The 22079-nt window shown below is 65.2% G+C and carries 22 protein-coding genes; 8 read left to right on the top strand and 14 right to left on the bottom strand.

Annotated elements, in window-relative coordinates:
• Positions 1-45 precede the first annotated feature (45 nt).
• The 3 genes from KHO41_RS32370 to KHO41_RS32360 all read left to right on the top strand — a co-directional run bounded on the left by KHO41_RS32370 (position 46) and on the right by KHO41_RS32360 (position 3016).
• The gene (locus KHO41_RS32370; RefSeq protein ID WP_211945740.1) at positions 46-369 is read left to right on the top strand and encodes an NAD(P) transhydrogenase subunit alpha; all 324 of its coding nucleotides are present in this window, start codon (positions 46-48) and stop codon (positions 367-369) included.
• Positions 369-1844: an NAD(P)(+) transhydrogenase (Re/Si-specific) subunit beta gene (locus KHO41_RS32365; RefSeq protein ID WP_211957322.1), complete on the top strand. Its 1476-nt coding sequence runs from the start codon at positions 369-371 to the stop codon at positions 1842-1844. The genes KHO41_RS32370 and KHO41_RS32365 overlap by 1 nt, the downstream gene beginning before the upstream one ends.
• Positions 1845-1969: 125 nt before the next feature.
• Positions 1970-3016 (top strand): response regulator, encoded by a 1047-nt coding sequence (locus KHO41_RS32360; protein WP_211957321.1) that lies wholly within the window; start codon positions 1970-1972, stop codon positions 3014-3016.
• Positions 3017-3043: 27 nt separating this feature from the next.
• On the opposite strand, the gene KHO41_RS32355 is transcribed toward KHO41_RS32360, so the two are convergent.
• From KHO41_RS32355 to KHO41_RS32315, 9 genes are all read right to left on the bottom strand, one after another.
• Positions 3044-4297 (bottom strand): THUMP domain-containing class I SAM-dependent RNA methyltransferase, encoded by a 1254-nt coding sequence (locus KHO41_RS32355; protein ID WP_211957320.1) that lies wholly within the window; start codon positions 4295-4297, stop codon positions 3044-3046.
• Between the two features lie 70 nt (positions 4298-4367).
• Entirely contained in the window at positions 4368-4973 is a 606-nt protein-coding gene (locus KHO41_RS32350) for a 2-hydroxychromene-2-carboxylate isomerase (protein ID WP_211957319.1), read from the bottom strand.
• A 36-nt stretch (positions 4974-5009) separates the two neighbouring features.
• On the bottom strand, positions 5010-5432 hold the full coding sequence (locus tag KHO41_RS32345) for a CopD family protein (protein ID WP_211957318.1): 423 nt from the start codon (positions 5430-5432) through the stop codon (positions 5010-5012).
• Between the two features lie 67 nt (positions 5433-5499).
• Entirely contained in the window at positions 5500-6780 is a 1281-nt protein-coding gene (locus KHO41_RS32340; protein WP_211957317.1) for a glutamate-5-semialdehyde dehydrogenase, read from the bottom strand.
• Between the two features lie 181 nt (positions 6781-6961).
• Entirely contained in the window at positions 6962-8020 is a 1059-nt protein-coding gene (gene holA / locus KHO41_RS32335; RefSeq protein ID WP_211957316.1) for a DNA polymerase III subunit delta, read from the bottom strand.
• 23 nt (positions 8021-8043) lie between these two features.
• A complete protein-coding gene (locus KHO41_RS32330; RefSeq protein ID WP_211957315.1) occupies positions 8044-8550 on the bottom strand; it encodes an LPS-assembly lipoprotein LptE in 507 nt (168 codons plus the stop codon).
• Positions 8551-8594: 44 nt separating this feature from the next.
• Complete coding sequence (gene leuS / locus KHO41_RS32325) at positions 8595-11216, bottom strand: leucine--tRNA ligase (RefSeq protein ID WP_211957345.1); 2622 nt, start codon at positions 11214-11216, stop codon at positions 8595-8597.
• Positions 11217-11394: 178 nt separating this feature from the next.
• Positions 11395-12192, bottom strand: a complete 798-nt coding sequence (gene dapB / locus KHO41_RS32320; protein WP_211957314.1) for a 4-hydroxy-tetrahydrodipicolinate reductase — start codon at positions 12190-12192, stop codon at positions 11395-11397.
• A gap of 103 nt (positions 12193-12295) precedes the next feature.
• Positions 12296-12910: an outer membrane protein assembly factor BamE gene (locus KHO41_RS32315; protein WP_211957313.1), complete on the bottom strand. Its 615-nt coding sequence runs from the start codon at positions 12908-12910 to the stop codon at positions 12296-12298.
• Positions 12911-13096: 186 nt separating this feature from the next.
• Here KHO41_RS32315 and fur point away from each other — a divergent pair, with 186 nt between their 5' ends.
• Complete coding sequence (gene fur / locus KHO41_RS32310; protein WP_211945752.1) at positions 13097-13528, top strand: ferric iron uptake transcriptional regulator; 432 nt, start codon at positions 13097-13099, stop codon at positions 13526-13528.
• Between the two features lie 103 nt (positions 13529-13631).
• Here the strand turns inward: fur and KHO41_RS32305 are convergent, their stop codons facing one another.
• The gene (locus tag KHO41_RS32305) at positions 13632-14618 is read right to left on the bottom strand and encodes a LysR family transcriptional regulator (protein ID WP_211957312.1); all 987 of its coding nucleotides are present in this window, start codon (positions 14616-14618) and stop codon (positions 13632-13634) included.
• 272 nt (positions 14619-14890) lie between these two features.
• Here KHO41_RS32305 and KHO41_RS32300 point away from each other — a divergent pair, with 272 nt between their 5' ends.
• Positions 14891-15499, top strand: a complete 609-nt coding sequence (locus KHO41_RS32300) for a flavin reductase family protein (protein ID WP_211957311.1) — start codon at positions 14891-14893, stop codon at positions 15497-15499.
• A 69-nt stretch (positions 15500-15568) separates the two neighbouring features.
• Here KHO41_RS32300 and gap read toward each other — a convergent pair whose 3' ends face one another.
• Both gap and tkt read right to left on the bottom strand, forming a co-directional pair.
• Entirely contained in the window at positions 15569-16567 is a 999-nt protein-coding gene (gap, locus tag KHO41_RS32295) for a type I glyceraldehyde-3-phosphate dehydrogenase (protein WP_211957310.1), read from the bottom strand.
• A 64-nt stretch (positions 16568-16631) separates the two neighbouring features.
• On the bottom strand, positions 16632-18662 hold the full coding sequence (gene tkt / locus KHO41_RS32290; protein WP_211957309.1) for a transketolase: 2031 nt from the start codon (positions 18660-18662) through the stop codon (positions 16632-16634).
• Positions 18663-18935: 273 nt separating this feature from the next.
• Here tkt and KHO41_RS32285 point away from each other — a divergent pair, with 273 nt between their 5' ends.
• Genes KHO41_RS32285 through KHO41_RS32275 form a run of 3 tightly spaced genes read left to right on the top strand, consistent with a single transcriptional unit; the run spans position 18936 to position 20764 of the window.
• Positions 18936-19367, top strand: a complete 432-nt coding sequence (locus tag KHO41_RS32285) for a VOC family protein (RefSeq protein WP_211957308.1) — start codon at positions 18936-18938, stop codon at positions 19365-19367.
• On the top strand, positions 19367-20116 hold the full coding sequence (locus KHO41_RS32280) for a 16S rRNA (uracil(1498)-N(3))-methyltransferase (protein ID WP_211957307.1): 750 nt from the start codon (positions 19367-19369) through the stop codon (positions 20114-20116). The genes KHO41_RS32285 and KHO41_RS32280 overlap by 1 nt, the downstream gene beginning before the upstream one ends.
• A gap of 39 nt (positions 20117-20155) precedes the next feature.
• Positions 20156-20764: a YidB family protein gene (locus KHO41_RS32275; RefSeq protein ID WP_211957306.1), complete on the top strand. Its 609-nt coding sequence runs from the start codon at positions 20156-20158 to the stop codon at positions 20762-20764.
• Between the two features lie 112 nt (positions 20765-20876).
• Here the strand turns inward: KHO41_RS32275 and KHO41_RS32270 are convergent, their stop codons facing one another.
• Complete coding sequence (locus tag KHO41_RS32270) at positions 20877-21488, bottom strand: barstar family protein (RefSeq protein ID WP_211957305.1); 612 nt, start codon at positions 21486-21488, stop codon at positions 20877-20879.
• Positions 21485-21835 (bottom strand): ribonuclease domain-containing protein, encoded by a 351-nt coding sequence (locus KHO41_RS32265; RefSeq protein WP_181184515.1) that lies wholly within the window; start codon positions 21833-21835, stop codon positions 21485-21487. Before KHO41_RS32265 ends, KHO41_RS32270 begins: the two co-directional genes overlap by 4 nt.
• Positions 21836-22079: the final 244 nt, after the last annotated feature.

Raw genomic sequence — 22079 nt, 5'->3', positions numbered from 1 at the left:
GAACACAAGCGGCATCCAGGATTCAATGCAAGGGAGGAGAAGTCGATGGAGATGGTGAACCACACGGTGATCAACCTGATCATCTTTGTGCTGGCGATCTACGTGGGTTACCACGTGGTGTGGACGGTAACGCCCGCGCTGCACACCCCGCTGATGGCCGTGACGAATGCGATCTCGGCCATCATCATCGTCGGCGCCATGCTGGCCGCCGGCCTGACCGAGGGCGCCACGGGCCGCATCATGGGCACGCTGGCAGTGGCCCTGGCTGCCGTCAACGTGTTCGGCGGCTTCCTGGTCACGCAGCGCATGCTGGAGATGTTCAAGAAGAAAGAGCCGAAGGCCAAGGCCGGCGCGAAGGGAGGTGCGTGATGACCGAACTCGTCAGCATGAACCTTGTCACCCTGCTCTACCTGATCGCCTCGGTCTGCTTCATCCAGGCGCTCAAGGGGCTTTCGCACCCGGCATCGGCCCGCAAAGGCAATGCCTTCGGCATGATCGGCATGGCCATTGCCGTGGTTACGACGCTGGTGCTGATCATCAAGCTCAAGAACGAATTCCTCGCGGCCGGCACGGCGCAGTCTTCGGTCGCTTCGGGCCTGGCGCTGATCTTCGGCGCGCTGGTGGTGGGCGGCGGCATCGGCGCCTACGTGGCGAAGAAGGTCGAGATGACCAAGATGCCCGAACTGGTCGCGGCAATGCACTCGCTGATCGGTCTCGCGGCGGTGTTCATCGCCGTGGCCGCGGTGGCCGAGCCTTCGGCCTTCGGCATCGCGCCCGCGGGGTCGCATGAGATCCCGCTGGGCAACCGCATCGAACTGTTCATCGGCTGCTTCGTCGGTGCGATTACGTTCTCCGGTTCGGTGATCGCCTTCGGCAAGCTGGCCGGGCGCTACAAGTTCCGCCTGTTCCAGGGCGCGCCGGTGGTGTTCGCGGGCCAGCACATGCTGAACCTGGCGCTGGCCGTCGCCATGGTCGGCTTCGGCATTGCGTTCTTCATGACGCAGGACTGGCTGCCGTTCCTGGTGATGCTGGCCATCGCCTTCGTGCTCGGCGTGCTGATCATCATCCCGATCGGCGGCGCCGATATGCCGGTGGTGGTCTCGATGCTGAACTCGTACTCGGGCTGGGCGGCGGCTGGCATCGGCTTCTCGCTGAACAACCCGATGCTGATCATCGCCGGCTCGCTGGTGGGTTCGTCCGGTGCCATCCTCTCGTACATCATGTGCAAGGCGATGAACCGCTCGTTCTTCAACGTGATCCTGGGCGGCTTCGGCGGCGAAGCGGCCGCGGCCGGCGCGGCCGGTGCGCAGGCCCAGCGCAACGTGAAGTCGGGCTCCGCCGACGATGCGGCCTTTCTGATGGGCAATGCCGAGACCGTGATCATCGTGCCGGGCTATGGCCTGGCGGTGGCACGCGCCCAGCATGCGCTCAAGGAACTGACCGAGAAGCTGACCGAGAAGGGCGTGACGGTGAAGTACGCGATCCACCCGGTGGCGGGCCGCATGCCGGGCCACATGAACGTGCTGCTGGCGGAAGCCGAAGTGCCGTACGACATGGTCTTCGAGATGGAAGACATCAACAGCGAGTTCGGCCAGGCCGACGTGGTGCTGGTGCTCGGCGCCAACGACGTGGTGAACCCGTCGGCCAAGACGGACCCGAAGTCGCCGATCGCGGGCATGCCGATCCTGGAAGCGTACAAGGCCAAGACCATCATCGTGAACAAGCGTTCGATGGCGGCCGGCTACGCGGGCCTGGACAACGAGCTGTTCTACATGGACAAGACCATGATGGTGTTCGGCGACGCCAAGAAGGTGGTCGAGGACATGTTCAAGGCCGTGGAATAACCACGGGCGCTACAGGCGAATCGCGAATTCGTGCCTGATGCGCCACGCTGCCGCCCTTCGGGGCGGCAGCGCGTTATACTGGCCTGCGCTGAATTCCCAGCGTTGCTGCATGGCCCGAACGCACCATGACATTCAACCCGCACGACAGGAACCTGTCGGTTTTCCATCACCCGATCCTGACCGTCCTGGTCGATGACAGCAAGTCGTTCATCGACAGCCTGGCGTTCCAGATGGACGCCTCGCGCGCGGTGGTTACCTTCACCGACCCGCGCGAAGCGCTGCAGTGGATCCGTGAAGCCTACGCCACGCGCTTTCCCGCCTTCCTGCCGGTCCGGGTCACTCACGACGACCTGACCTTCCTGACCGAGCGGCGCACCGTGCAGCTCGACATCGACCGCATCCACCGCCAGATCCACGATATCAACCGCTTCCTGCAGCCGGGCGTGATCGTGGTGGACTATTCGATGCCGCAGATGGACGGCCTGGAGTTCTGCCAGGCGCTGCAGGACCTGCCGTGCAAGACTATCCTGCTGACCGGCACCGCCGACGAAAGCATCGCCGTACAGGGCTTCAATCATGGCCTGATCGACCGCTACGTGAAGAAACACGAAGCCAATATGGTCGAGCGCCTGGGCCAGGAAATCGATTCCCTGCAGCAGCAGTACTTCACCACGCTGTCGCGCACCTTGCGCGAGCTGCTGACGCGGCATTCGTACTCGTTCCTGTCGGATCCGGCCATGACCGAACGCGTGCGCCAGATCACCGCGCGCTATGGCTTTGTCGAGTACTACCTGTACCCCAATCCGGTCGGCATCCTGATGCTGACGGCGCAGGGCCATGCCACGCTGATGGTGATCGAAACCCGCGCCGGGCTGATGAGCCAGGTCGAATCGGCCGAGGCCTACGACGCGCCGGCGGCGCTGATCGAAGGCCTGCGCGAAGGCCGCCTGGTGCCCTTCTTCTGGCCTGGCAATGGCATGTACACGCCGGCCTGCGTCGACTGGGAGCAATATTGCCTGCCGGCCGAACGCTGCGAGGGACGAGAGGAATATGTCTACGCCCTGTTTGACCTGCCGCGCCACCTGCTGGAGGAGCCTGTGGTCAGCCAGCAAACCTTCCTGGCCGACTTCGCGCGCAATCCCGAGACGCTGACGGGCCGCAAGCGGCCCTGACGTTCAGACGGCCGTCCTGCCGGCCGCTCAGGCCGGCTGCGGCCCGCGGTTGCCGCCCCGCACCATGTCAAAGCGGAACAGGCGGCACTCGATGTTGCCGTTGTAGAGCGGCGTGCGGCGCGACTCCTTGAGCCGCAGGCGCTTGGGCATCGACAGATCCCCCGTAAAGACCCAGGCCTGCCAGCCCGCGAAGTTTTGCTTGAGCGTGGTGGCAAATGCGCTGGCGAACTGGTTGGCAGCGGCCTCCTCGGCCTCGTCGCGCGGCATTTCGTCCTGGGCCATGCGGCGCTCGCCGCGCACCACGATCCGCTCGCCGTACGGCGGGTTCATCAGCATCAGGCCCGGCTCGGCAAACGGCGGCTGGGCGAAGCGCGCATCCACCTGCTTGGTACGTACTTCGTCGGGCAATCCGGCACGCGTCCAGTTGGCATGTGCCATGGCCAGCATGTCAGTGGAAATATCCGATCCGGCAATCTGCAGGCCATCCGTCGACGCGAGCATGCGCGCGCGCTGGGCGTCCGACTTGAGCTTCTGCCAGGCCTTGGTATCCGCACCCTTGAGCCATTCAAAGGCAAAGCTGCGGCTGCCGCCCGGCGCGATATCCAGCGCCACCTGCGCCGCTTCGATCAGAAACGTGCCGCTGCCGCACATCGGGTCATAGAACGGGCGGTTGGTCTGGCCCTTCACCCAGCCAGCCAGGCGCAGGATGCCCGCCGCCAGGTTCTCCTTCAGCGGGGCCTCGCCCTTCTCCATGCGCCAGCCGCGTTTGAACAGCGGCTCGCCAGTGGTATCGATGTACAGCGTGCAGTCGTGTTCCGTCAGGTGGGCATAAATGCGCACATCCGGGCTCACGGTGTCCACGCTGGGCCGCGCGCCCAGGCGTTCGCGCATGCCATCGCAAACGCCGTCCTTGATGCGCAGCGCCGTGAAATTCAAGCTGCGCAACTGGGACTTGGTGGAGGTCAGATCGACGCGGATCGACTCATCGGGCGAGAACCATTGCTCCCAGCGCTGGCTGCGCACCAGTGCGTAGATATCGTCCTCGTGCCGGTAGCCGCGCGCGGCCACGCGCATCAGCACGCGGCTGGCAATGCGCGAATGCAGGTTGACGGCGTACGCAGCCGCCAGTTCGCCCGAAAAACTGACGCCGCCCGGCACCTCGCGATGCACCTCAAACGGGGCCAGCGACGCCATTCCGGGCCGCGCGGCGATCTCGCGCAGTTCTTCGGCCAGCGCGCCCTCGAGGCCGCGCGGGCAGGGAGCAAAGAAAGCTTGGGTCATGGATTCAGGTTCCTGCAAACAAAAACGTCCGCCGTGGCGGACGGGAGATCAGATTAGCCTAGCCGACGGTTCAGCCTGCCGCCAGTGCCCGGTCAAGGAAGTCCAGCCGGTCCTGGCCCCAGAAGGGCTGGCCATCGTAAATAAACCACGGGGCGCCGAAGACGCCGGCGGAGATCGCATCTTGCGTGTTCTGCGCATAGGCGTCCTGCACGGCCTTCCCTTCGCTGGCCTTGAGCAGACTGGCGCCATCCAGGCCGGCTTCATCGGCAAGCTGGGCCAGCGTGGCGGCGTCGGCGATATTGCGCTGCTGCGCCCACACCGCCGCGCCGATGGCGCCGGTGAGTTGCATGGCCCGCGCGGTGCCGTGGGCAAGCTGGGCAGCGATGATCAGCTTGCTGGCCGCATCGCCGGACACCGGAAAATAGGTCGGATGGAGATTCAGCGGCAGCCCGAGGTATTCGCTCCAGCGCGCAAGCTCGACCAGACGGTAGGCCTGCCGCTGCGGCGGACGCTGCGCGAGCGGCAAACCGCCCGACACGGAGAACACCTTGCCGAGGTCGCACGGCTTCAGGTTGACCTGGACACCATGCCTGGCCGCGATGGCGGCAAAGCGCTCATGGCCGAGGTACACGAACGGGGACGGCGGCGTGAGATAGTAGTCGACCTGCTTGCTCATGTTGCACTCATCAAGGACATCCGGAGGAACCGGGGTTCAGAACGGCTTGACTACCACCAGGATCACCACTGCCAGCAGCACCAGCACAGGCAGTTCGTTGAACCAGCGGTAGAAGGTATGCGAGCGGGTATTGCTGCCCGCCTCGAACTTCTTGAGCAGCCGGCCGCAGCCATGGTGGTAGCCGATCAGCACCAGCACCAGCGCCAGCTTGGCATGCATCCAGCCCTGCCCCGGCCCGCGGCCAATGCCGTAGCCGAGGTACAGCCACAGCCCGAACACCACGGCCGGCACCGCCAGCATGGTCATGAAGCGGTACAGCTTGCGCGCCATCAGCAGCAGACGCTGCGTGCTCGCGGCCTCGGTCTCCATGGCCAGGTTGACGAAGATGCGCGGCAGGTAGAACAAGCCAGCGAACCAGGACACGACGAAGACGATGTGAAGCGCTTTGACCCAGAGCATTCAGCGAAGCGTTTGCGGCAGCAGTTGTTGTTGTTTGCGGCGGGCATGATCGCCCGCCGGCGCGTTCTCAGGTACGGATCTCGCCGTGGCCGAACACCACATACTTCAGCGACGTCAGCCCTTCCAGTCCGACCGGGCCACGTGCGTGCAGCTTGTCGTTGGAGATGCCAATCTCCGCGCCAAGGCCGTATTCGAAGCCATCGGCAAAGCGCGTCGACGCGTTGATCATCACGCTCGCCGAATCGACTTCGCGGATAAAGCGCATGCCGGTCGAGTAGTTCTCGGTGATGATCGAATCGGTATGGTGCGAGCCGTACTCGTTGATATGCGCGATGGCCTCGTCGAGTCCGGTCACCGTTTTGATGGCGAGGATCGGGGCCAGGTATTCCAGGCGCCAGTCTTCTTCGTGCGCATCGACGAGCCCGCTGAAACCCGCGGCTTCCAGCGTGGCGCGCGTAGCCGGGCAAACGCGCAGCTCGACGCCCTTCTCCTGGTAGATGCGGCACAGCGGCGGCAGCGCGCGCGCGGCGATGTCCTGCGACACCAGCAGCGTTTCCATCGTGTTGCACGGCGCGTAGCGCTGAGTCTTGGCGTTGTCGCAAACGCGCACGGCCTTGTCGAGGTCGGCGTCGGCGTCGATGAACACGTGGCAGATGCCGTCGAGATGCTTGATCATCGGCACGCGCGCCTCTTCCATCAGACGCGCGATCAGGCTCTTGCCGCCGCGCGGCACGATCACGTCGACGTACTCGGTCATCGTGATCAGTCGGCCAACCGCAGCGCGGTCCGTGGTTTCGATGACCTGCACGGCCTCGGGCGGCAGGCCGGCGGCTGCCAGGCCTTCAGCGACAAGCGCGGCCAGCGCGGTGTTCGATTCGATGGCCTCGGAGCCGCCGCGCAGGATCGTGGCATTGCCCGACTTCAGGCACAGCGCCGCCGCGTCGATGGTCACGTTCGGCCGCGACTCGTAGATGATGCCGATCACGCCGAGCGGCACGCGCATCTGGCCGACCTGGATGCCGGTCGGGCGGAACTTCATGTTCGAGATCTCGCCGATCGGATCGGCCAGCGCGGCGATCTGCTCGAGGCCTTCGGCCATGGTCTTGATCGCCTTGTCCGACAGGGTCAGGCGGTCGACGAAGGCGGCGTCCTGGCCGTTGGCGCGGGCGCGCTCGACGTCACGCGCGTTGACAGCCTTGAGCTTGTCGGCATCGCGGCGGATCGCCGTGGCAATGGTCAGCAGCGCGCGGTTCTTGTCCGCGGTGGAGGCACGCGCCATCGCGCGCGATGCCGCGCGTGCCTGGCGGCCGACGCGGTCCATGTATTGGTTGAGGTCGAGCTCGGTCATGTTCGTGGCCGGGAGGACGGCTGTCAGTATGTGTTCCTCCCCTCTCCCGAGCGCGGGAGAGGGGTTGGGGGAGAGGGCCGGAGCATCTCGTGGCGATATCGCCAGGACCACTGCCTGCCCTCTCCCCCGGCCCCTCTCCCGCAGGCGGGAGAGGGGAGCAAACCGTCGGGAGAGCAAACCCTCAGCGCGCAATCATCAGCGCCAACTGCTGCAAGCCATCCCATGGCTCTGCCGGCAGCGGCGCGCTGCCCGGTGGCGGCAGGTCGTGCAAACCCTTCACTTGCCGGTCCAGCCGTGCGGCCATTGCCAGCGCCGCATCGAGCTTACCCTGCGTGAGCCGCTGCGCGGCCTGCGGTACCAGCCGTTCGCGCGCGCCCCAGACCCGCAGTTCGCGCATCAGCACGGCGGCGGGCTTGCCGGCCGCAATCCCTTGCCGGACCTTGGATAATACGCGAATTTCCTCGGTCAGCGCCCACAGCACCAGCACCGTGGCCTCGCCCTCGCCGCGCAGCCCTTCGAGCATGCGCACCAGGCGCGGCACGTCGCTGCCGAGCATCGCTTCGGACAGCTTGAAGACGTCGTAGCGGGCGACATTGAGCACCGCATCGTGCACCTGGTCGAACGTCAGTTCGCCGGGCGGGTACAGCAAACCCAGCTTCTGGATTTCCTGGTGGGCAGCCAGCAGGTTGCCTTCGACCTTGTCGGCAATGAACTGCAGCGCACGCCGGCCAGGCTCGCCGCCTTCCACGCGCTGCTGCTGCAGAGCCAGGCGTTCGCCGACCCAGGCCGGCAGCCGGATACGGTCCACGGAGTCGACCTTGATCGATACGCCCGCGCCTTCCAGCGCCTGGAACCACGCGGACTTCGACGTCGCGAAATCCAGCCGCGGCAGCGTGACGAGCATCACCACGTCGGGCGACGGCTGAGCCGCCACGGCGCGCAGCGCCTCGCCGCCCTCCTTGCCCGGCTTGCCGGACGGAATGCGCAGTTCGACGATCTTGCGGTCGCCGAACAGCGACATCGACTGCTGCGCCTCGACGAGCTGGCTCCAGTGGAAATTGCGCTCGGCCACGAGCACGTCTCGCTCGGAGAAACCGGCCTCGCGCGCGGTCTGGCGCAGGCGGTCCACCGCTTCGAGCACCAGCAGGTGCTCGTCACCATGGACGACATAAAGCGGCGCCAGGCCCTTGGCCTTGGCCTGCCGCAAATGGGCGTCGAGTCCGTCGAGCTTGAGCTGCATGCCGGTGCGGGACGTCGAATCGCTCAGATGGCCTTGACCGCGGCCAGCCGGCGCATGAGCTGCTGCACGATATCGCGCTGCATGTCGCGATAAAGCTGCTGCTCTTCGTAGTCCTTGGCCAGCGTATTGGCTTCGTTGTACGTGAGGTCGCGCGTGAGGATCAGCTGCGACGGCGCGATCAGTTCCTTGCCCGCGGCATCGCGCAGGCGGAAGCTGAAGCGCTGCGTCAGGCGGTATTCGCGCACCACGCCTTCGGTCGTGATCGACAGGATGGTCTTGGTACGCGTGTCCTGCAGCACGTCCAGCAGCGCGTCGGCCTCTTTCTGGTCGGCCACGACCACGGTGTCCGAACCGCCGCGGATCGCGCGGCGCAGGTCCGAACCCATCAGCGTATTGGGCGGAATGCCGATATAGAGCCGCTTGAACGCAAAGTCGGCATTGCCGCGCATATGGAAGCCGCAGCCCGCCAGCAGGCCCGTGGCCAGCATCGCGGCGAGCAGCTTGCGGCGGCCCTTGTCCAGTCGATCCATTCTCGGCGATTCCTTCATCCGCTTATCGGTTCCGATCCCTGTGCTTACAGCACCACGTTGACCAGGCGGCCGGGCACGACCACGATCTTCTTCGGCGCCTTGCCCTCGGCAAACTTGGCCACGGTCTCGCTGGCGGCGGCCGCGGCCTCGATTGCGGCGCGGTCGGCATCGGCCGGCACGGTCACGCTGCCGCGCACCTTGCCGTTGATCTGCAGCACCATTTCGATCTCGGTGCGCACCAGCGCGCCTTCATCGACCTGCGGCCACGGGGCGTCGAGCAGGTCGCCGTACTGCGTGGCGTAGCCCAGCGCATCCCACAGGCCGTGCGTGATGTGCGGCACCACCGGGTACAGCACGCGCAGCAGAATGCCGAAGCACTCGCGGCGCGCGGCCGGCGAGGCGTTCTTGGCGTCTTCGAGCGCGTTCAGCATCTTCATCGTGGCGGACACCACGGTGTTGTACTGAATGCGCTGGTAGTCGTAGTTGGCCTGCTTGAGCACGCCGTGGATCTCGCGGCGCAGGTCCGCGTCGTCCGCGGTCGGTGCGGCACCGGCGCCATCACGTACGGCAGCGCCATTGGCAAAGCCGTAATTCCACACGCGGCGCAGGAAGCGCGACGCGCCTTCCACGCCCGAGCCGCTCCATTCGAGCTGCTGCTCCGGCGGCGCGGCGAACATCACGAACAGGCGCGCGGTGTCGGCGCCGTGCTGGTCGATCAGGGCCTGCGGGTCGATGCCGTTGTTCTTCGACTTCGACATCTTCTCGACGCCGCCGATCACCACCGGCTGGCCGTCGGCGATCAACGTGGCGCCCACCGGGCGGCCGCGCTCGTCGGTCTGCAAGTTGACCTCGGCCGGGTTGTACCAGTGCTTCTTGCCCGAAGCGTCTTCACGGTAGTAGGTCTCGTTGAGCACCATGCCCTGCGTCAGCAGGTTGGTGAACGGCTCGTCGAACTTGACCAGGCCCAGATCGCGCATGACCTTGGTCCAGAAGCGCGCGTACAGCAGGTGCAGGATCGCGTGCTCGATGCCACCGATGTACTGGTCCATCGGCATCCAGTAGTCGTTGCGCGCATCGACCATGGTGGCCGCGTCCGGGCACGTATAGCGCATGTAGTACCAGCACGAATCGATGAACGTATCCATCGTGTCGGTCTCACGGCGCGCGGGCTTGCCACAGGACGGGCAGGTGCACTGCAGGAAACGCGGGTCCTTGTTCAGCGGGTTGCCCGTGCCGTCCGGCACGAGATCCTCGGGCAGCACCACGGGCAGGTCCTGCTCGGGCACCGGCACCACGCCGCAGCTGTCGCAGTGGATCAGCGGGATCGGCGTGCCCCAGTAGCGCTGGCGCGAGATGCCCCAGTCGCGCAGGCGCCAGGTGATCTTCTTCTCGCCCAGGCCCATCGCGCCCAAGTCAGCGGCGATCGCCTCGACCGCGGCCTGGTAGCCGAGGCCGTTGTACTTGCCACTCTCGATGCAGACGCCGTTTTCCTTGTCGCCGTACCACTCCTGCCAGGCTTCGGTCGAATACGGCTGGCCCTTGACGTCGATGACCTGCCTGATCGGCAGCTTGTACTTGTTGGCGAACGCGAAGTCGCGCTCGTCGTGCGCGGGCACGCCCATCACGGCGCCGTCGCCATAGCTCATCAGCACGTAGTTGCCGACCCACACGTCGACCTGCTCGCCGGTCAGCGGGTGCGTGACCTGCAGGCCCGTCGGCATGCCCTTCTTCTCCATGGTCGCCATGTCGGCTTCCATGACCGAACCATGCTTGCATTCGTCGATGAAGGCGGCCAGTTCGGGGTTGTTCGCGGCGGCGTGCGTGGCCAGCGGGTGCTCGGCGGCGACCGCGCAGAAGGTCACGCCCATGATGGTGTCGGCGCGCGTGGTGAACACGTACAGCTTGCCATCGTTGATCGGCTGGCCGTCGTCGCCCTGGATGTCATGCTTGAACGCGAAGCGCACGCCCACGCTCTTGCCGATCCAGTTCTGCTGCATGATCTTGACGCGCTCGGGCCAGCCCAGGCCGTCCAGGTCACCCAGCAGTTCCTCTGCGTATTCGGTGATACGCAGGTAGTACATCGGGATCTCGCGCTTTTCAACGATCGCGCCCGAGCGCCAGCCGCGGCCGTCAATGACCTGCTCGTTGGCCAGCACGGTCTGGTCGACCGGGTCCCAGTTCACGGTGCCGGTCTTGCGGTAGGCAATGCCCTTCTCGAGCATCTTCAGGAACAGCCACTGATTCCAGCGGTAGTAGTCCGGGCTGCAGGTCGCGACTTCGCGCGACCAGTCGATCGCCAGGCCCATCGACTGCATCTGCTTCTTCATGTAAGCGATGTTGTCGTAGGTCCAGGCGGCCGGGGCCACGCCGTTGTTAAGCGCGGCGTTTTCCGCCGGCATGCCGAAGGCGTCCCAGCCCATCGGCATCAGCACGTTGTTGCCGTTCATGCGCAGGTAGCGCGCCATCACGTCATTGATGGTGTAGTTGCGCACGTGTCCCATGTGCAGCTTGCCCGACGGGTACGGCAGCATCGAGCAGGCGTAGAACTTGGGCTTTTCCTTGCCGTCGGGCCCAGTGGCATGCTCGGGCACGCGGTAGGCGTCGATCGCCTGCCAGTGTTGCTGGGCGGCTTGTTCAACGGCGGAAGGAAGATATTTGTCTTGCATGGTCGGGACAACGTTCAGGACAACGGTCTGCGCGGCGTCAGGCATGCCCGCATCCGGGGGACAGGAAGGCAGATGGCGGGCAACCACTGGTGCGGCGTCCGCCTGTCGTGCAATGCGAAAGAAGCTGATTATAACCGTGCGGCAAGGCCGTCACGGCCTTGCCCGCCCGGGGGCCGCCTTACTTCAGGCCCAGCACGTCCTGCATGTCGAACAGGCCGTTCGGCTTGTCGGCGAGGAAGCGGGCCGCGCGCACGGCGCCGTCGGCATACGACTGACGGCTCGACGACTTGTGGCTGATCTCGATGCGCTCGCCGATGCCGGCGAACATCACGGTGTGGTCGCCGACGATATCGCCGCCGCGCACGGTGGCAAAGCCGATCGAATTCGGATCGCGCTCGCCCGTGTGACCTTCGCGCGCATAGACGGCACAGGTCTTCAGGTCACGGCCCAGGGCCTCCGCCACCACTTCGCCCATCTTCAGTGCCGTACCCGACGGGGCATCGACCTTGAATCGGTGGTGGGCTTCGATGATTTCGATATCGTAGCCGGTGGAAAGCAGCTTTGCCGCCACTTCCAGCAGCTTGAAGGTCGCGTTGACGCCCACACTCATGTTCGCGGCGAAGACGATGCCGATCGACTTGGCCGCTTCGGCCAGCGCGGCCTTGCCCGCGTCGTCGAAGCCCGTGGTGCCGATCACCATCTTGACGCCCAGCCGCTTGGCCGCAGCCAGGTGAGCCAACGTGCCCTCGGGGCGCGTGAAATCGATCAGGCAGTCGGCGCCGGCCAGGCCGGCGTCCAGGTCAGCCGTGATCGCCACACCCGTCTGGCGGCCCAGCAGCAGGCCGGCATCCTGGCCCAGCGCCGGCGAGCCCGGCACGTCGAGCGCGCCTGACAGCGAGACGCCTTCGGTGGCGAGAATGTGTTCGATCAGCATGCGGCCCATGCGGCCGGAGGCGCCGGCAATGGCAATGTTCATGGTGTTTTACCTGGCGATATCGGAAAACGGCCGGTCGCAAAGCGCCGGCCGGGAATCATGGTGGCAGCCGATCCGGGCTGCCGCGGGGCGTCTGCAGCGCGCCTCAGTTGGACTGTGCAGCGGCTTCGGGCTGCGTACCGGCGGCGGGCGTAGCGGCGGAAGGCTCCGGTGTGGCTGCCTGCGGCTGCGCGGGTGCCGCCGGAGCGTCTTGCGCGGCTGCGGGCGCTGCGGCGGGCGCCGCTGCCGCTGCCTGGCTGCTCGAACTGCCGCCGATGCCCGGCTTCTGGTCTTTCAACGCCTTCTTCATGCCGTCGATTTCGGCAATCAGCTCATACTCGGACGGCAGTTCGTCGCCACCAAACTTCGTCAGCTTGTCGCCGTCAAAGTAAACAGTGAAGCGACGCTGCTGGACGACTGCGGCATTGCCGCGGCGGAACGAGAACACGTAGTCCCAGCGGTCCGCATGGAAGACGTCGGTCAGCAGCGGCGTGCCGAGCAGGAACTTGACCTGGTCGCGGGTCATGCCCTCGTGCAGTTGCGAAGCCGCCTCACGCGAGACGAAGTTGCCCTGCACGATATTGATCCGATACGGCGTAATGGCGTTTGTGAGCTTGCGCGAAGTGGAGTCGTAGGTCGAGCAAGCACCGGCCAGAAGCGCCACGGCCAGCAGGGAAAACACCAGCGTCGGACGCATGGCAGACGAACGGGATGAACGCATGTATCTCGCTTCCAGAGGGAAAGGAAAGTGCCGACAGGGACATTTCCGCCGCGCGGCGGCTGCCTGGACTGCCGTGGCATCCGGCGGGCAGAGGCCGCCTTCGCTGGCATTGGCACCGGGCGACTTTTGTCGCCAAAACCCTTATGATTCAACTATCCAGACATTGTACTCTAGGGAGTCACGCCCATGCCGAGTCCGGCAGACCTCAAGAATATCGGCCTGAAGGCGACCGTGCCGCGGCTGAAAATCCTTGAGATTTTTCAGACCAGTGAACAGCGCCACCTGAGCGCTGAAGACGTCTACCGAATCCTGCTCAACGAGCATATGGATATCGGCCTGGCGACCGTTTACCGCGTGCTCACGCAATTCGAGCAAGCGGGCCTGCTGTCGCGCAACAACTTCGAATCCGGCAAAGCCATTTTCGAGCTCAACGAAGGCAAGCACCACGATCACCTGGTATGCCTCGATTGCGGCCGCGTGGAAGAGTTCTTCGACGGCGAGATCGAGCAACGCCAGCAAAGCATTGCGCGCGAACGCGGCTTTGCGCTGCAGGAACACGCATTGTCGCTGTACGGCAACTGCACCAAGACTGACTGTCCCCACAGACCAAAACGATAAGCCGCCCGCCGCCTGTGTGCGGCGGTACGGCAGCAAGAAAAGAAAAAACCGGCGCCTTTGCGCCGGTTTTTTCTTGGATCCGAATACCGAGTACGGGCAGCGATCAGGGCGTTTCGACGTCCTGCTCGGCGACTACGCGCAGCTGCCTTGCGGCGGGCATGCCAACAAATTCGCCCACCACCTGGCGGAACAGTCCACGCGCCCACACCAGCATCGGGTGTGTGTTGCGGCTGCGGTGCCAGAACATGTTCAGGCCAACCGTGGTATTGAGCTCCGCCGGCAGGGGGAACGCCTTGAGGCCATAGGTCTCGCAGGCCATGTCCTTGGTCAGCGCATTGACCGTGAAGATCATGTCGGTCTGCGCCGCCAGCTCGGCCTGCGCGCGCCATGAATGCACGGTCAGCGTGGCGTTGCGCTTGAGCCCCCGCTGCTGCAGCGCGTAGTCGAGCGGGATCAGCGACGGCGCCGGCCGGCCGGCACCGCCTGAATGGGCCATGAAGATGTGGCCGCAGTCGAGATACTGCTCCAGCGTGCACTGGCCCTTCAGCACGGGATGGTTCTTGCGCGCGCACACCCAAAGGCTCAGCGACGTGACCATCTCCTCGACGATTTCCGGATGCCGCGTCGGGAAAGGTGAAAAAGCCAGGTCAAGCTCGTTCGCACGCATCGACGCGACGTCGGCTTCCCAGGAATGGGACTCGACCAGCTTGATGTGGAGTTCCGGCGCCAGTTGCTTGATGCGCAGCACGAAGCGGTTGAACACCGTGTCGCCAAGTTCCGCGGCAAAGCCAATGCTCAGCGTGCCTGTGGCGATCGCCGGATCGAAATTGTCGGCATCGCCTTCATTGATGGACGACCACAGGTCCAGCATGTCGCGGATCTTGGGGCCCAGTTCGAGCGCGCGCGGCGTCGGGGTCAGCCCGTGCGGCACGCGAATGAAAAGCGGATCGTCGAAGATCTCGCGCAGCCGGCCAAGCGAATGCGACACGGCCGGAGCCGTCATGTGCATTTTCTCCGCGACATAGGTCGCGTTCCGCTTGCTCAGCAGTTCGGTGAAAATCACAAGAAGCTTGGTGTCCACGTTCACCATGATCAGGCCCTGTTCCGATTTATTCCGATCTTAGATGGCCCCGCGACTTGCACTGGCTGCACATCAGATATCAACGGCTCGTTATTAGTGTAAGTGGAAAAAACGCCATCGGAAAGCAGATTCAGCATTTCACTCCGGGCAATGGTCTGCATTTTTCGCGACCGTATGAGGAAATTCAGGCCCATTTCGTGAAAATGGGCTCGCGCCGTCGGACAACAATCACATGAAGGTCGGCGTATAGTCGGGTTTCCCCCGATCCAACTTTTGCGCCTATGTCATCACACCGCCAAGCGGTCGAACTCGTGAAAGCCTACCGGTTGCTGAACCACGGCCCGACCGTACTGGTCAGCGCGGCCGCCGGCGGGCAACGCAACATCATGGCGGCCGCGTGGGCGATGCCGCTGGATTTCTCGCCGCCCAAGGTCGCGGTGGTGCTGGACAAGAGCACGTGGACCCGCCGGCTGCTCGAACAGAGCGGCGAATTCGTGCTCCAGGTGCCGACCGTGAGCCAGGTCGACCTGACCGAAGCGCTCGGGTCTAGCTCCGGACAATCGCTCGCCGAACAGCAAAGCACGGACAAGTTCGAAGCCTTCGGCCTTGCGACATTTGCCGGCGACGTCGTCGGCGCGCCACTGCTGGACGGCTGCGCCGCCTGGCTGGAATGCCGGCTGCTGCCCGAACCGCCGATCCAGCAGACCTACGACTTGTTCCTCGGCGAAGTAGTGGCGGCGCATGCCGACGCGCGCGTATTCAGCAACGGCCGGTGGCATTTCGAAGGACACGACGCCCTGCGCACGATCCACCACGTCGCCGGCGGCCATTTCCTCGTGGATGGCGCCGCCGTGGACGCGCGGCCGCTCGCGGCACGGCCCGCCAGCTGACGCGTAGCTTGACGCCCGCCCAAAGAAAAACGCGCCCGAAGGCGCGTTTTTCACGACAGGCAAGCCGGATTACTTGGCCACCACGCGTGCCATTTCCAGGCACTTGTTCGAGTAGCCCCACTCGTTGTCGTACCAGCTCACGACCTTGATGAAGGTGCCGTCCAGCGCGATGCCGGCTTCAGCGTCGAAGATCGAGGTGCGTGCATCGCCGCGGAAGTCTGTGGCGACAACCTTGTCTTCGGTGTAGCCCAGCACGCCCTTCAGCGCGCCCTGGCTCTGGGCCTTCATCTCGGCGCAGATTTCTTCGTACGACGCCGACTTTTCCAGTTCGACGGTCAGGTCGACCACGGACACGTCCGAGGTCGGCACGCGGAACGACATGCCGGTCAGCTTCTTGTTCAGCTGCGGAATCACCACGCCCACGGCCTTGGCGGCGCCCGTCGACGACGGGATGATGTTTTCCAGGATGCCGCGGCCGCCGCGCCAGTCCTTGTTGGACGGGCCGTCAACGGTCTTCTGCGTGGCGGTAGCTGCGTGCACGGTGGTCATCAGGCCGCGCTTGATGCCCCACTTGTCGTTCAGCACCTTGGCAACCGGTGCCAGGCAGTTCGTGGTGCACGAAGCGTTCGAGATGATCGCTTCGCCCTTGTACGTCTCGTGGTTCACGCCGTACACGAACATCGGGGTGTCGTCCTTCGACGGTGCCGACATGATCACCTTCTTGGCGCCCGCGTCGATGTGCTTCTGCGCGCCTTCCTTGGTCAGGAAGATGCCGGTCGATTCGATCACCACGTCGGCGCCGACTTCGCCCCACTTCAGCTCGGACGGATCCTTGACCGCGGTCAGGCGGATCTTCTTGCCGTTGACGACCAGCGTGTTGCCGTCGACCGACACTTCACCGTCGAAACGGCCGTGCACCGAGTCGTACTTCAGCATGTACGCGAGGTAGTCGGGCTCGAGCAGGTCGTTGATGGCAACAACTTCGATGTCCTTGAAGTTGGCGGCGGCTGCACGGAATACCATGCGCCCGATGCGGCCGAAGCCGTTGATGCCGATCTTGATGGTCATGTCTATCTCCTGAAATGCCTGATGCTAGAAAACTGGGGCGCCGGGTTGTCCGCCGCGAACCTTATTACAGCGTGTCCTTGACGGTCCGGACGACGTTCTCGACCGTGAAGCCGAAGTGCTTGAACAGCACGCCGGCCGGCGCCGATTCGCCGAAGGTGTCGATGCCCACAACAGCCTGGACCTGATATTTCCACCAGAAATCCGTCACACCGGCCTCGACCGCCACGCGCGGCACGCCTGCGGGCAACACGCTGGCCTTGTAGGCTGCGTCCTGCTTGTCGAACACGGAAGTCGACGGGATCGACACCACACGCACGTGCACGCCTTCGGCGGCGAGCTGGTCGGCGGCGCCGACCGCCAGGCCGACTTCAGAGCCAGTGGCCAGGATCGCGGCGTCAGGACGGCCGGTCTTCGGGTTGCTGCCGTCGCGCAGCACATAGCCGCCGCGCGCGATGTTGGCGCGGGTGGCGTCGTCACGCTGCTGGAACGGCAGGTTCTGGCGGCTGAAGATCAGGCAGCTCGGGCCGTTCTCGCGGCGGATCGCCTCGGCCCAGGCCACGGCGGTCTCGGTGGTGTCGGCAGTACGCCAGACGTCCATGTTCGGGATCAGGCGCAGGCTGGCGACGTGTTCGATCGACTGGTGCGTCGGGCCGTCTTCACCCAGGCCGATCGAGTCATGGGTGAACACGAACAGCGAGCGGATCTTCATCAGCGCTGCCATGCGCAGCGCGTTGCGGCTGTAGTCCGAGAAGGTCAGGAACGTGGCGCCGTAGGGAATGTAGCCGCCATGCAGCGTAATACCGTTCAGGATGGCGCTCATGCCGAACTCGCGCACACCGTAGTTGATGTGGTTGCCCCAGGCATCCACACGCACGGCCTGGCTGCCCGACCAGTTGGTCAGGTTCGAGCCGGTCAGGTCGGCCGAACCGCCGAGGAACTCGGGCAGCACCGGGCCGAAAGCCTCGATGGTGTTCTGGCTCGCCTTGCGGGTCGCGATGGTCTCGGCCTTTTCCTCGCACTTGGCAATGAAGGCGTCGACGGCGGCGTCGAAGCTGCCCGGCAGTTCGCCGCGCATGCGGCGCTGGAATTCACCAGCTTCATACGGGTGGCGGTCGGCGTAGCCTTCGAACAGCGCGTTCCAGGCCTTCTCCAGGGCCAGGCCGTTGGCCTTGGCATCCCAGGCGTCGTAGACATCGGCCGGCACTTCGAACGGGGCGTGGGCCCAGCCCAGCGCTTCGCGCGTGGCCAGCACTTCCGCGCCGCCCAGCGGGGCACCGTGCACGTCGTGGCCGCCTTCCTTGTTGGGCGCGCCCTTGCCGATCTTGGTGCGGCAGCAGATCAGGGTCGGCTTGTCGCTGGCCTTGGCCTGCGAAATGGCCAGGTCGATGGCGGTCACGTCATGGCCGTCGATGCCGCGGATCACGTTCCAGCCGTAGGCCTCGAAGCGCTTCGGCGTGTCATCGTTGAACCAGTGCACGACGTCGCCGTCGATCGAGATGCCGTTGTCGTCCCACAGCGCGATCAGCTTGTTCAGCTTCAGCGTGCCGGCCAGCGAGCAGGCCTCGTGGCTGATGCCTTCCATCAGGCAGCCATCGCCGAGGAACACATAGGTGTAGTGGTTGACGATGTCGAAGCCCGGGCGGTTGAATTCTTCGCCAAGCAGGCGTTCGGCCAGCGCCATGCCGACGGCGTTGGTAATGCCCTGGCCCAGCGGGCCGGTAGTGGTTTCCACACCGGGGGTGATGCCGTATTCCGGGTGGCCGGCGGTCTTGCTGTGGAGCTGGCGGAAGTTCTTCAGCTCTTCGACCGGCAGGTCATAGCCGGTCAGGTGCAGCAGCGCGTAAATCAGCATCGAGCCGTGGCCGTTCGACAGCACGAAGCGGTCGCGGTCCGCCCAGTGCGGATTGGCCGGGTTGTGCTTCAGGTGGCGGCCCCACAGTGCCACTGCGATATCGGCCATGCCCATCGGCGCGCCAGGATGACCGGAATTGGCTTGCTGGACGGCGTCCATGGCAAGCACGCGGATGGCATCGGCCATCAGCTTGGCAGGCTGGGAAGCAAAGGGACTTGTGGCGGGATGAGCAAGGGCGGACATGCGGGCGTAAGGGCGCTGGGCCTGGCGGCAGGAAAACAGCAATTTTAGCAGAAGCTAGGGGTAAATCCGGCTGTAACGGTGCCGGCGGACGGGTCAGGCGAGAGTCGGTAATCGCACAGGCACTTGGCCGGCGGCGGCCGCAGATTGCCGTTAATGCACTTTGGAACGCGGGGCGAGGGCTTCGACAGCGCCGGCGCGCACGCGTAAGATGCACACTCGCACCGCGCTCCCGCATCCTTAAGGAACGCGAGGTTTCCCCGACAGGAGACGACCATGACGAGACCGGCCAACACCCCGAGGCTCACTCCCTACCTGACCGTCAGCAACGGGCGCGCCGCCCTGGACTTCTACCAGCGCGCCTTCGGCTTCGCGGCCGGCCACGTGGTCGACGAAAACGGCGTGCCGACGCATGCCGAGATGTCCTATCAAGGCGAGCTGATCGTGATGTTTGCGCCCGAAGGCGCCTGGGGCAGCACCGCGCGCACGCCGCGCTCGCTCGGTGTGGAGTGCCCGCAAACGTTCTACGTCTATTGCGACGACGTCGACGCCATGCATGCGCAAGCCGTGGCGGCCGGCGCGGTCAGCCTGATGGAGCCAGCCGACCAGTTCTGGGGCGACCGCTACTGCATGGTCGAAGACCCGGACGGCTACCGCTGGGGTTTCGGCAAACCCGTAGCGGGCAACCAGGAAGACAAGACCAGCTGATGCCACCGCGTTTCTTTGTCGGCAGCGCCGACGCGGCACTTGCCGCCGGTACCGATTTCGACCTCCCCGAAGCCGTCGTCCGCCATGTGCAGGTGCTGCGCCTGGCGCCGGGCGACGCCATCACGCTGTTCGACGGCCGCGGCGGCAGCCACGCCGCGACGCTGCTCGACCTGGGCAAACGCCATGCGCTCGCGCGCGTGGGAGAGCGCAACACCACGGAAACGGAACCGCCATTCCGCGTCACGCTGGCCCAGGGCCTGGCCGGCGGCGACAAGATGGACTGGCTGATCGAAAAGGCCGTCGAACTGGGCGTGACTGGCATCCAGCCACTGCAGGCCGCGCGTTCGGTCGTACGGCTCAGCGGCGACCGCGCGCAGAAGCGCCAGAGCCACTGGCAGGCGCTCGTCGAAGCCGCCTGCGAGCAATGCGGACGCAATCGCTTGCCGGCCGTCGCGCCGGTAACTAACTTGGATATGTGGCTGCGTGCCTCGGGCGAAGGCAACCGGCTCCTGGTGTCGCCACGTGCCGACCAGTCGCTGCCGGCGTATGCCACGGCGAACAAGGAAAGCCTGCTGGCAAGCGGCGTCACGCTGCTGATCGGGCCGGAAGGCGGCCTGGCGCCGGAAGAGGAAGATGCCGCACTGCGCGCGGGCTTCACCGCCGTGTCACTCGGCCCACGCATCCTGCGCACCGAAACCGCCGGGCTTGCCTGCCTGGCAACGCTGAACGCCTTGCTGGGCGGATTCTGATGGCGGCGCACGCCATCCTTCATGACAAAGGAGTCGACCATGGGACTACTCGATAGCGTGCTGGGCGGGGTGCTCGGGCAACTCGGCGGCGCGCGCCAGGGGGAAGGTGAAGCCGCCGCAGGCGGGCTGAACCCGAAGCTGATGATGGCGCTGGGCCTGCTGGCGATGATGGCCATGCGCCACAAGAGCGGCGCTGCGGGAGATCCTGCGCCAGCCACCACGGACGACGGACTCGGCGGACTGGGCAGCCTTGGCGGCTTGCTGGGCGGCCTGACGGGCGGCTCGGGCGCGGCCCCCGGTGGTGGCCTGGACCTTGGCTCGCTGCTCGGCGGCTTGCTGGGCGGACAAGGTGGTGCCCCGGCGAACAGTCAGGCACTCGGCGCTGCGGCCGGCGGCATCGGCGCGCTGCGCAACGTGCTCGCGCAAGCAGGCCTCGGCGAGCAGGTAGATTCGTGGATCGGCTCCGGCGCCAACCAGCCGGTCACGCCTTCTGCCCTGAGCGATGCGCTGGGCAACACAGGCGCACTCGACTCGCTGGCCAGTTCCACGGGCATGTCGCAGGAAGACGTCGCAGCGCAGCTAAGCGAAGGCCTGCCCGAACTGATCGATCGCCTGACCCCGCACGGCCACGTGCCGTCACAATCCTGATCGGCCTGCCATCAAGCAAAAGCCCGCGCCGTCATGGACGGTCGCGGGCTGTTTGATTTCTGTCCCGTCAGGCATTCAGCCCGGCAGGCTGTCAGGAATTAGCCATCAACGATCAGGCAAACGAATAGAACACCCGGAACTGGACCTTGCGCTCGCCCCAGAATTCGGCGGCGTCGCGGAAGACGTCCAGCAGCACTTCGCGCCCTTCCTTGTCAAATTTCTGTGCGATCGGCAGGCCTTCGAGCACGATCACGAAGCCCGGCTGCTGGCCGGCCTTGTAGATCATGTCGGTCAGGCAGTCCGCCAGCGCATCGAAATTCTTGCCGAAATGCTTGGGGAACGTGAACGACGTGGCGATCGTTTCCAGAACTTCTGCCTTGCTCGCGCAATGGGCACAGTTTGCGTACAGGAAATGCTGGCCAAGGTCGGCCGCCGCCTGGGCAAGATCGGGCACGCGGAATGCGCGGATCGACTGGACAATGTTCGGTCGCACCGACTTGAACAGGTTCATGGCTCCCTCGGCCCCGTCGGCCCAGCTTGCGATAGCCGGCACGGCGGCCGGGGCAGCGGGCGGAAGTCTGTGCGTGAGCTCTTGGCGCGGCATCATCAGCACGTTGTCGTAAAGGTTCTGGGCCTGATGCTGCGCCCGCTGCCAGCCATCTCCGGCGCCGCGCTCTTCGCGGGCGGCAAGGGCGTCGCCCAATCCGAAAATGTCAGTCATCATTTGGTTATCCGTTTGAAGCTGTTGTAGTGGTCTTCTGTGTAGTAGCAGTCGTTCGCCGCGCGCTGGTCGCCACCGCAAACGATCCGCTTTGCTCCCCGGTTCCGGCTATTCTGGCTCTTGACCGTATATTCACGGTAGTAACCGCGTTGTTGTTGAGGGAGGGCGCGTTCATAGTTGCCGAACCGCGTACCGTCCTTCTCATAGGGAAACGGGCCGCCGGCCTCGATACGCTCCAGCGTCTGCCGTGCCTCATTGGGCAATTGCTGCACGGCAATGGTTCCCGCCAGTCCCTCGGCCTGTTGTTGCCTGGCCAGCGACGGCTGCATGAACGCCAATGCCAGGACCATGCCTGACAACGCCTGCGCCAGCAAGCGCCGGCCGCGCACGGGCAGCGGTTGCCGCTGCTGTATCACGGGAATCTGGAAACCCACGTTGGTCTGTCTTGGTTGAACCGGAAATCGAGCCTGCCGCCTGCTGGGTAGACAAGTATCCGGGCCACCCTGGCCGGCTTACCTGCCGCCGACCGCACCGGAGCGCCCGTGGCGAGCGCCTGTATCAAGGGCGTAAGGGTACGCGTATGCAAGCAATTAA

Origin of the sequence: Cupriavidus numazuensis (assembly GCF_905397435.1) — a bacterium.
In the GTDB taxonomy this organism is placed as follows: domain Bacteria; phylum Pseudomonadota; class Gammaproteobacteria; order Burkholderiales; family Burkholderiaceae; genus Cupriavidus; species Cupriavidus numazuensis.
Note: the sequence above shows the minus strand (reverse complement) of the source record. Positions and strands in the feature narration are given on the sequence as shown.

Excerpts from the sequence above, each read along its gene's own strand:
- KHO41_RS32270 (WP_211957305.1), bottom strand. The coding sequence starts at position 21,488 with ATGATGACTGACATTTTCGGATTGGGCGACGCCCTTGCCGCCCGCGAA.
- KHO41_RS32305 (WP_211957312.1), bottom strand. The coding sequence starts at position 14,618 with ATGGTGAACGTGGACACCAAGCTTCTTGTGATTTTCACCGAACTGCTG.
- gap (WP_211957310.1), bottom strand. The coding sequence starts at position 16,567 with ATGACCATCAAGATCGGCATCAACGGCTTCGGCCGCATCGGGCGCATG.
- KHO41_RS32315 (WP_211957313.1), bottom strand. The coding sequence starts at position 12,910 with ATGCGTTCATCCCGTTCGTCTGCCATGCGTCCGACGCTGGTGTTTTCC.
- KHO41_RS32300 (WP_211957311.1), top strand. The coding sequence starts at position 14,891 with ATGTCATCACACCGCCAAGCGGTCGAACTCGTGAAAGCCTACCGGTTG.
- KHO41_RS32355 (WP_211957320.1), bottom strand. The coding sequence starts at position 4,297 with ATGACCCAAGCTTTCTTTGCTCCCTGCCCGCGCGGCCTCGAGGGCGCG.
- tkt (WP_211957309.1), bottom strand. The coding sequence starts at position 18,662 with ATGTCCGCCCTTGCTCATCCCGCCACAAGTCCCTTTGCTTCCCAGCCT.
- KHO41_RS32370 (WP_211945740.1), top strand. The coding sequence starts at position 46 with ATGGAGATGGTGAACCACACGGTGATCAACCTGATCATCTTTGTGCTG.
- KHO41_RS32280 (WP_211957307.1), top strand. The coding sequence starts at position 19,367 with ATGCCACCGCGTTTCTTTGTCGGCAGCGCCGACGCGGCACTTGCCGCC.
- KHO41_RS32265 (WP_181184515.1), bottom strand. The coding sequence starts at position 21,835 with ATGGTCCTGGCATTGGCGTTCATGCAGCCGTCGCTGGCCAGGCAACAA.
- KHO41_RS32330 (WP_211957315.1), bottom strand. The coding sequence starts at position 8,550 with ATGGATCGACTGGACAAGGGCCGCCGCAAGCTGCTCGCCGCGATGCTG.
- KHO41_RS32345 (WP_211957318.1), bottom strand. The coding sequence starts at position 5,432 with ATGCTCTGGGTCAAAGCGCTTCACATCGTCTTCGTCGTGTCCTGGTTC.
- holA (WP_211957316.1), bottom strand. The coding sequence starts at position 8,020 with ATGCAGCTCAAGCTCGACGGACTCGACGCCCATTTGCGGCAGGCCAAG.
- KHO41_RS32275 (WP_211957306.1), top strand. The coding sequence starts at position 20,156 with ATGGGACTACTCGATAGCGTGCTGGGCGGGGTGCTCGGGCAACTCGGC.
- KHO41_RS32350 (WP_211957319.1), bottom strand. The coding sequence starts at position 4,973 with ATGAGCAAGCAGGTCGACTACTATCTCACGCCGCCGTCCCCGTTCGTG.
- fur (WP_211945752.1), top strand. The coding sequence starts at position 13,097 with ATGCCGAGTCCGGCAGACCTCAAGAATATCGGCCTGAAGGCGACCGTG.
- leuS (WP_211957345.1), bottom strand. The coding sequence starts at position 11,216 with ATGCAAGACAAATATCTTCCTTCCGCCGTTGAACAAGCCGCCCAGCAA.
- KHO41_RS32285 (WP_211957308.1), top strand. The coding sequence starts at position 18,936 with ATGACGAGACCGGCCAACACCCCGAGGCTCACTCCCTACCTGACCGTC.
- KHO41_RS32360 (WP_211957321.1), top strand. The coding sequence starts at position 1,970 with ATGACATTCAACCCGCACGACAGGAACCTGTCGGTTTTCCATCACCCG.
- KHO41_RS32365 (WP_211957322.1), top strand. The coding sequence starts at position 369 with ATGACCGAACTCGTCAGCATGAACCTTGTCACCCTGCTCTACCTGATC.
- dapB (WP_211957314.1), bottom strand. The coding sequence starts at position 12,192 with ATGAACATTGCCATTGCCGGCGCCTCCGGCCGCATGGGCCGCATGCTG.
- KHO41_RS32340 (WP_211957317.1), bottom strand. The coding sequence starts at position 6,780 with ATGACCGAGCTCGACCTCAACCAATACATGGACCGCGTCGGCCGCCAG.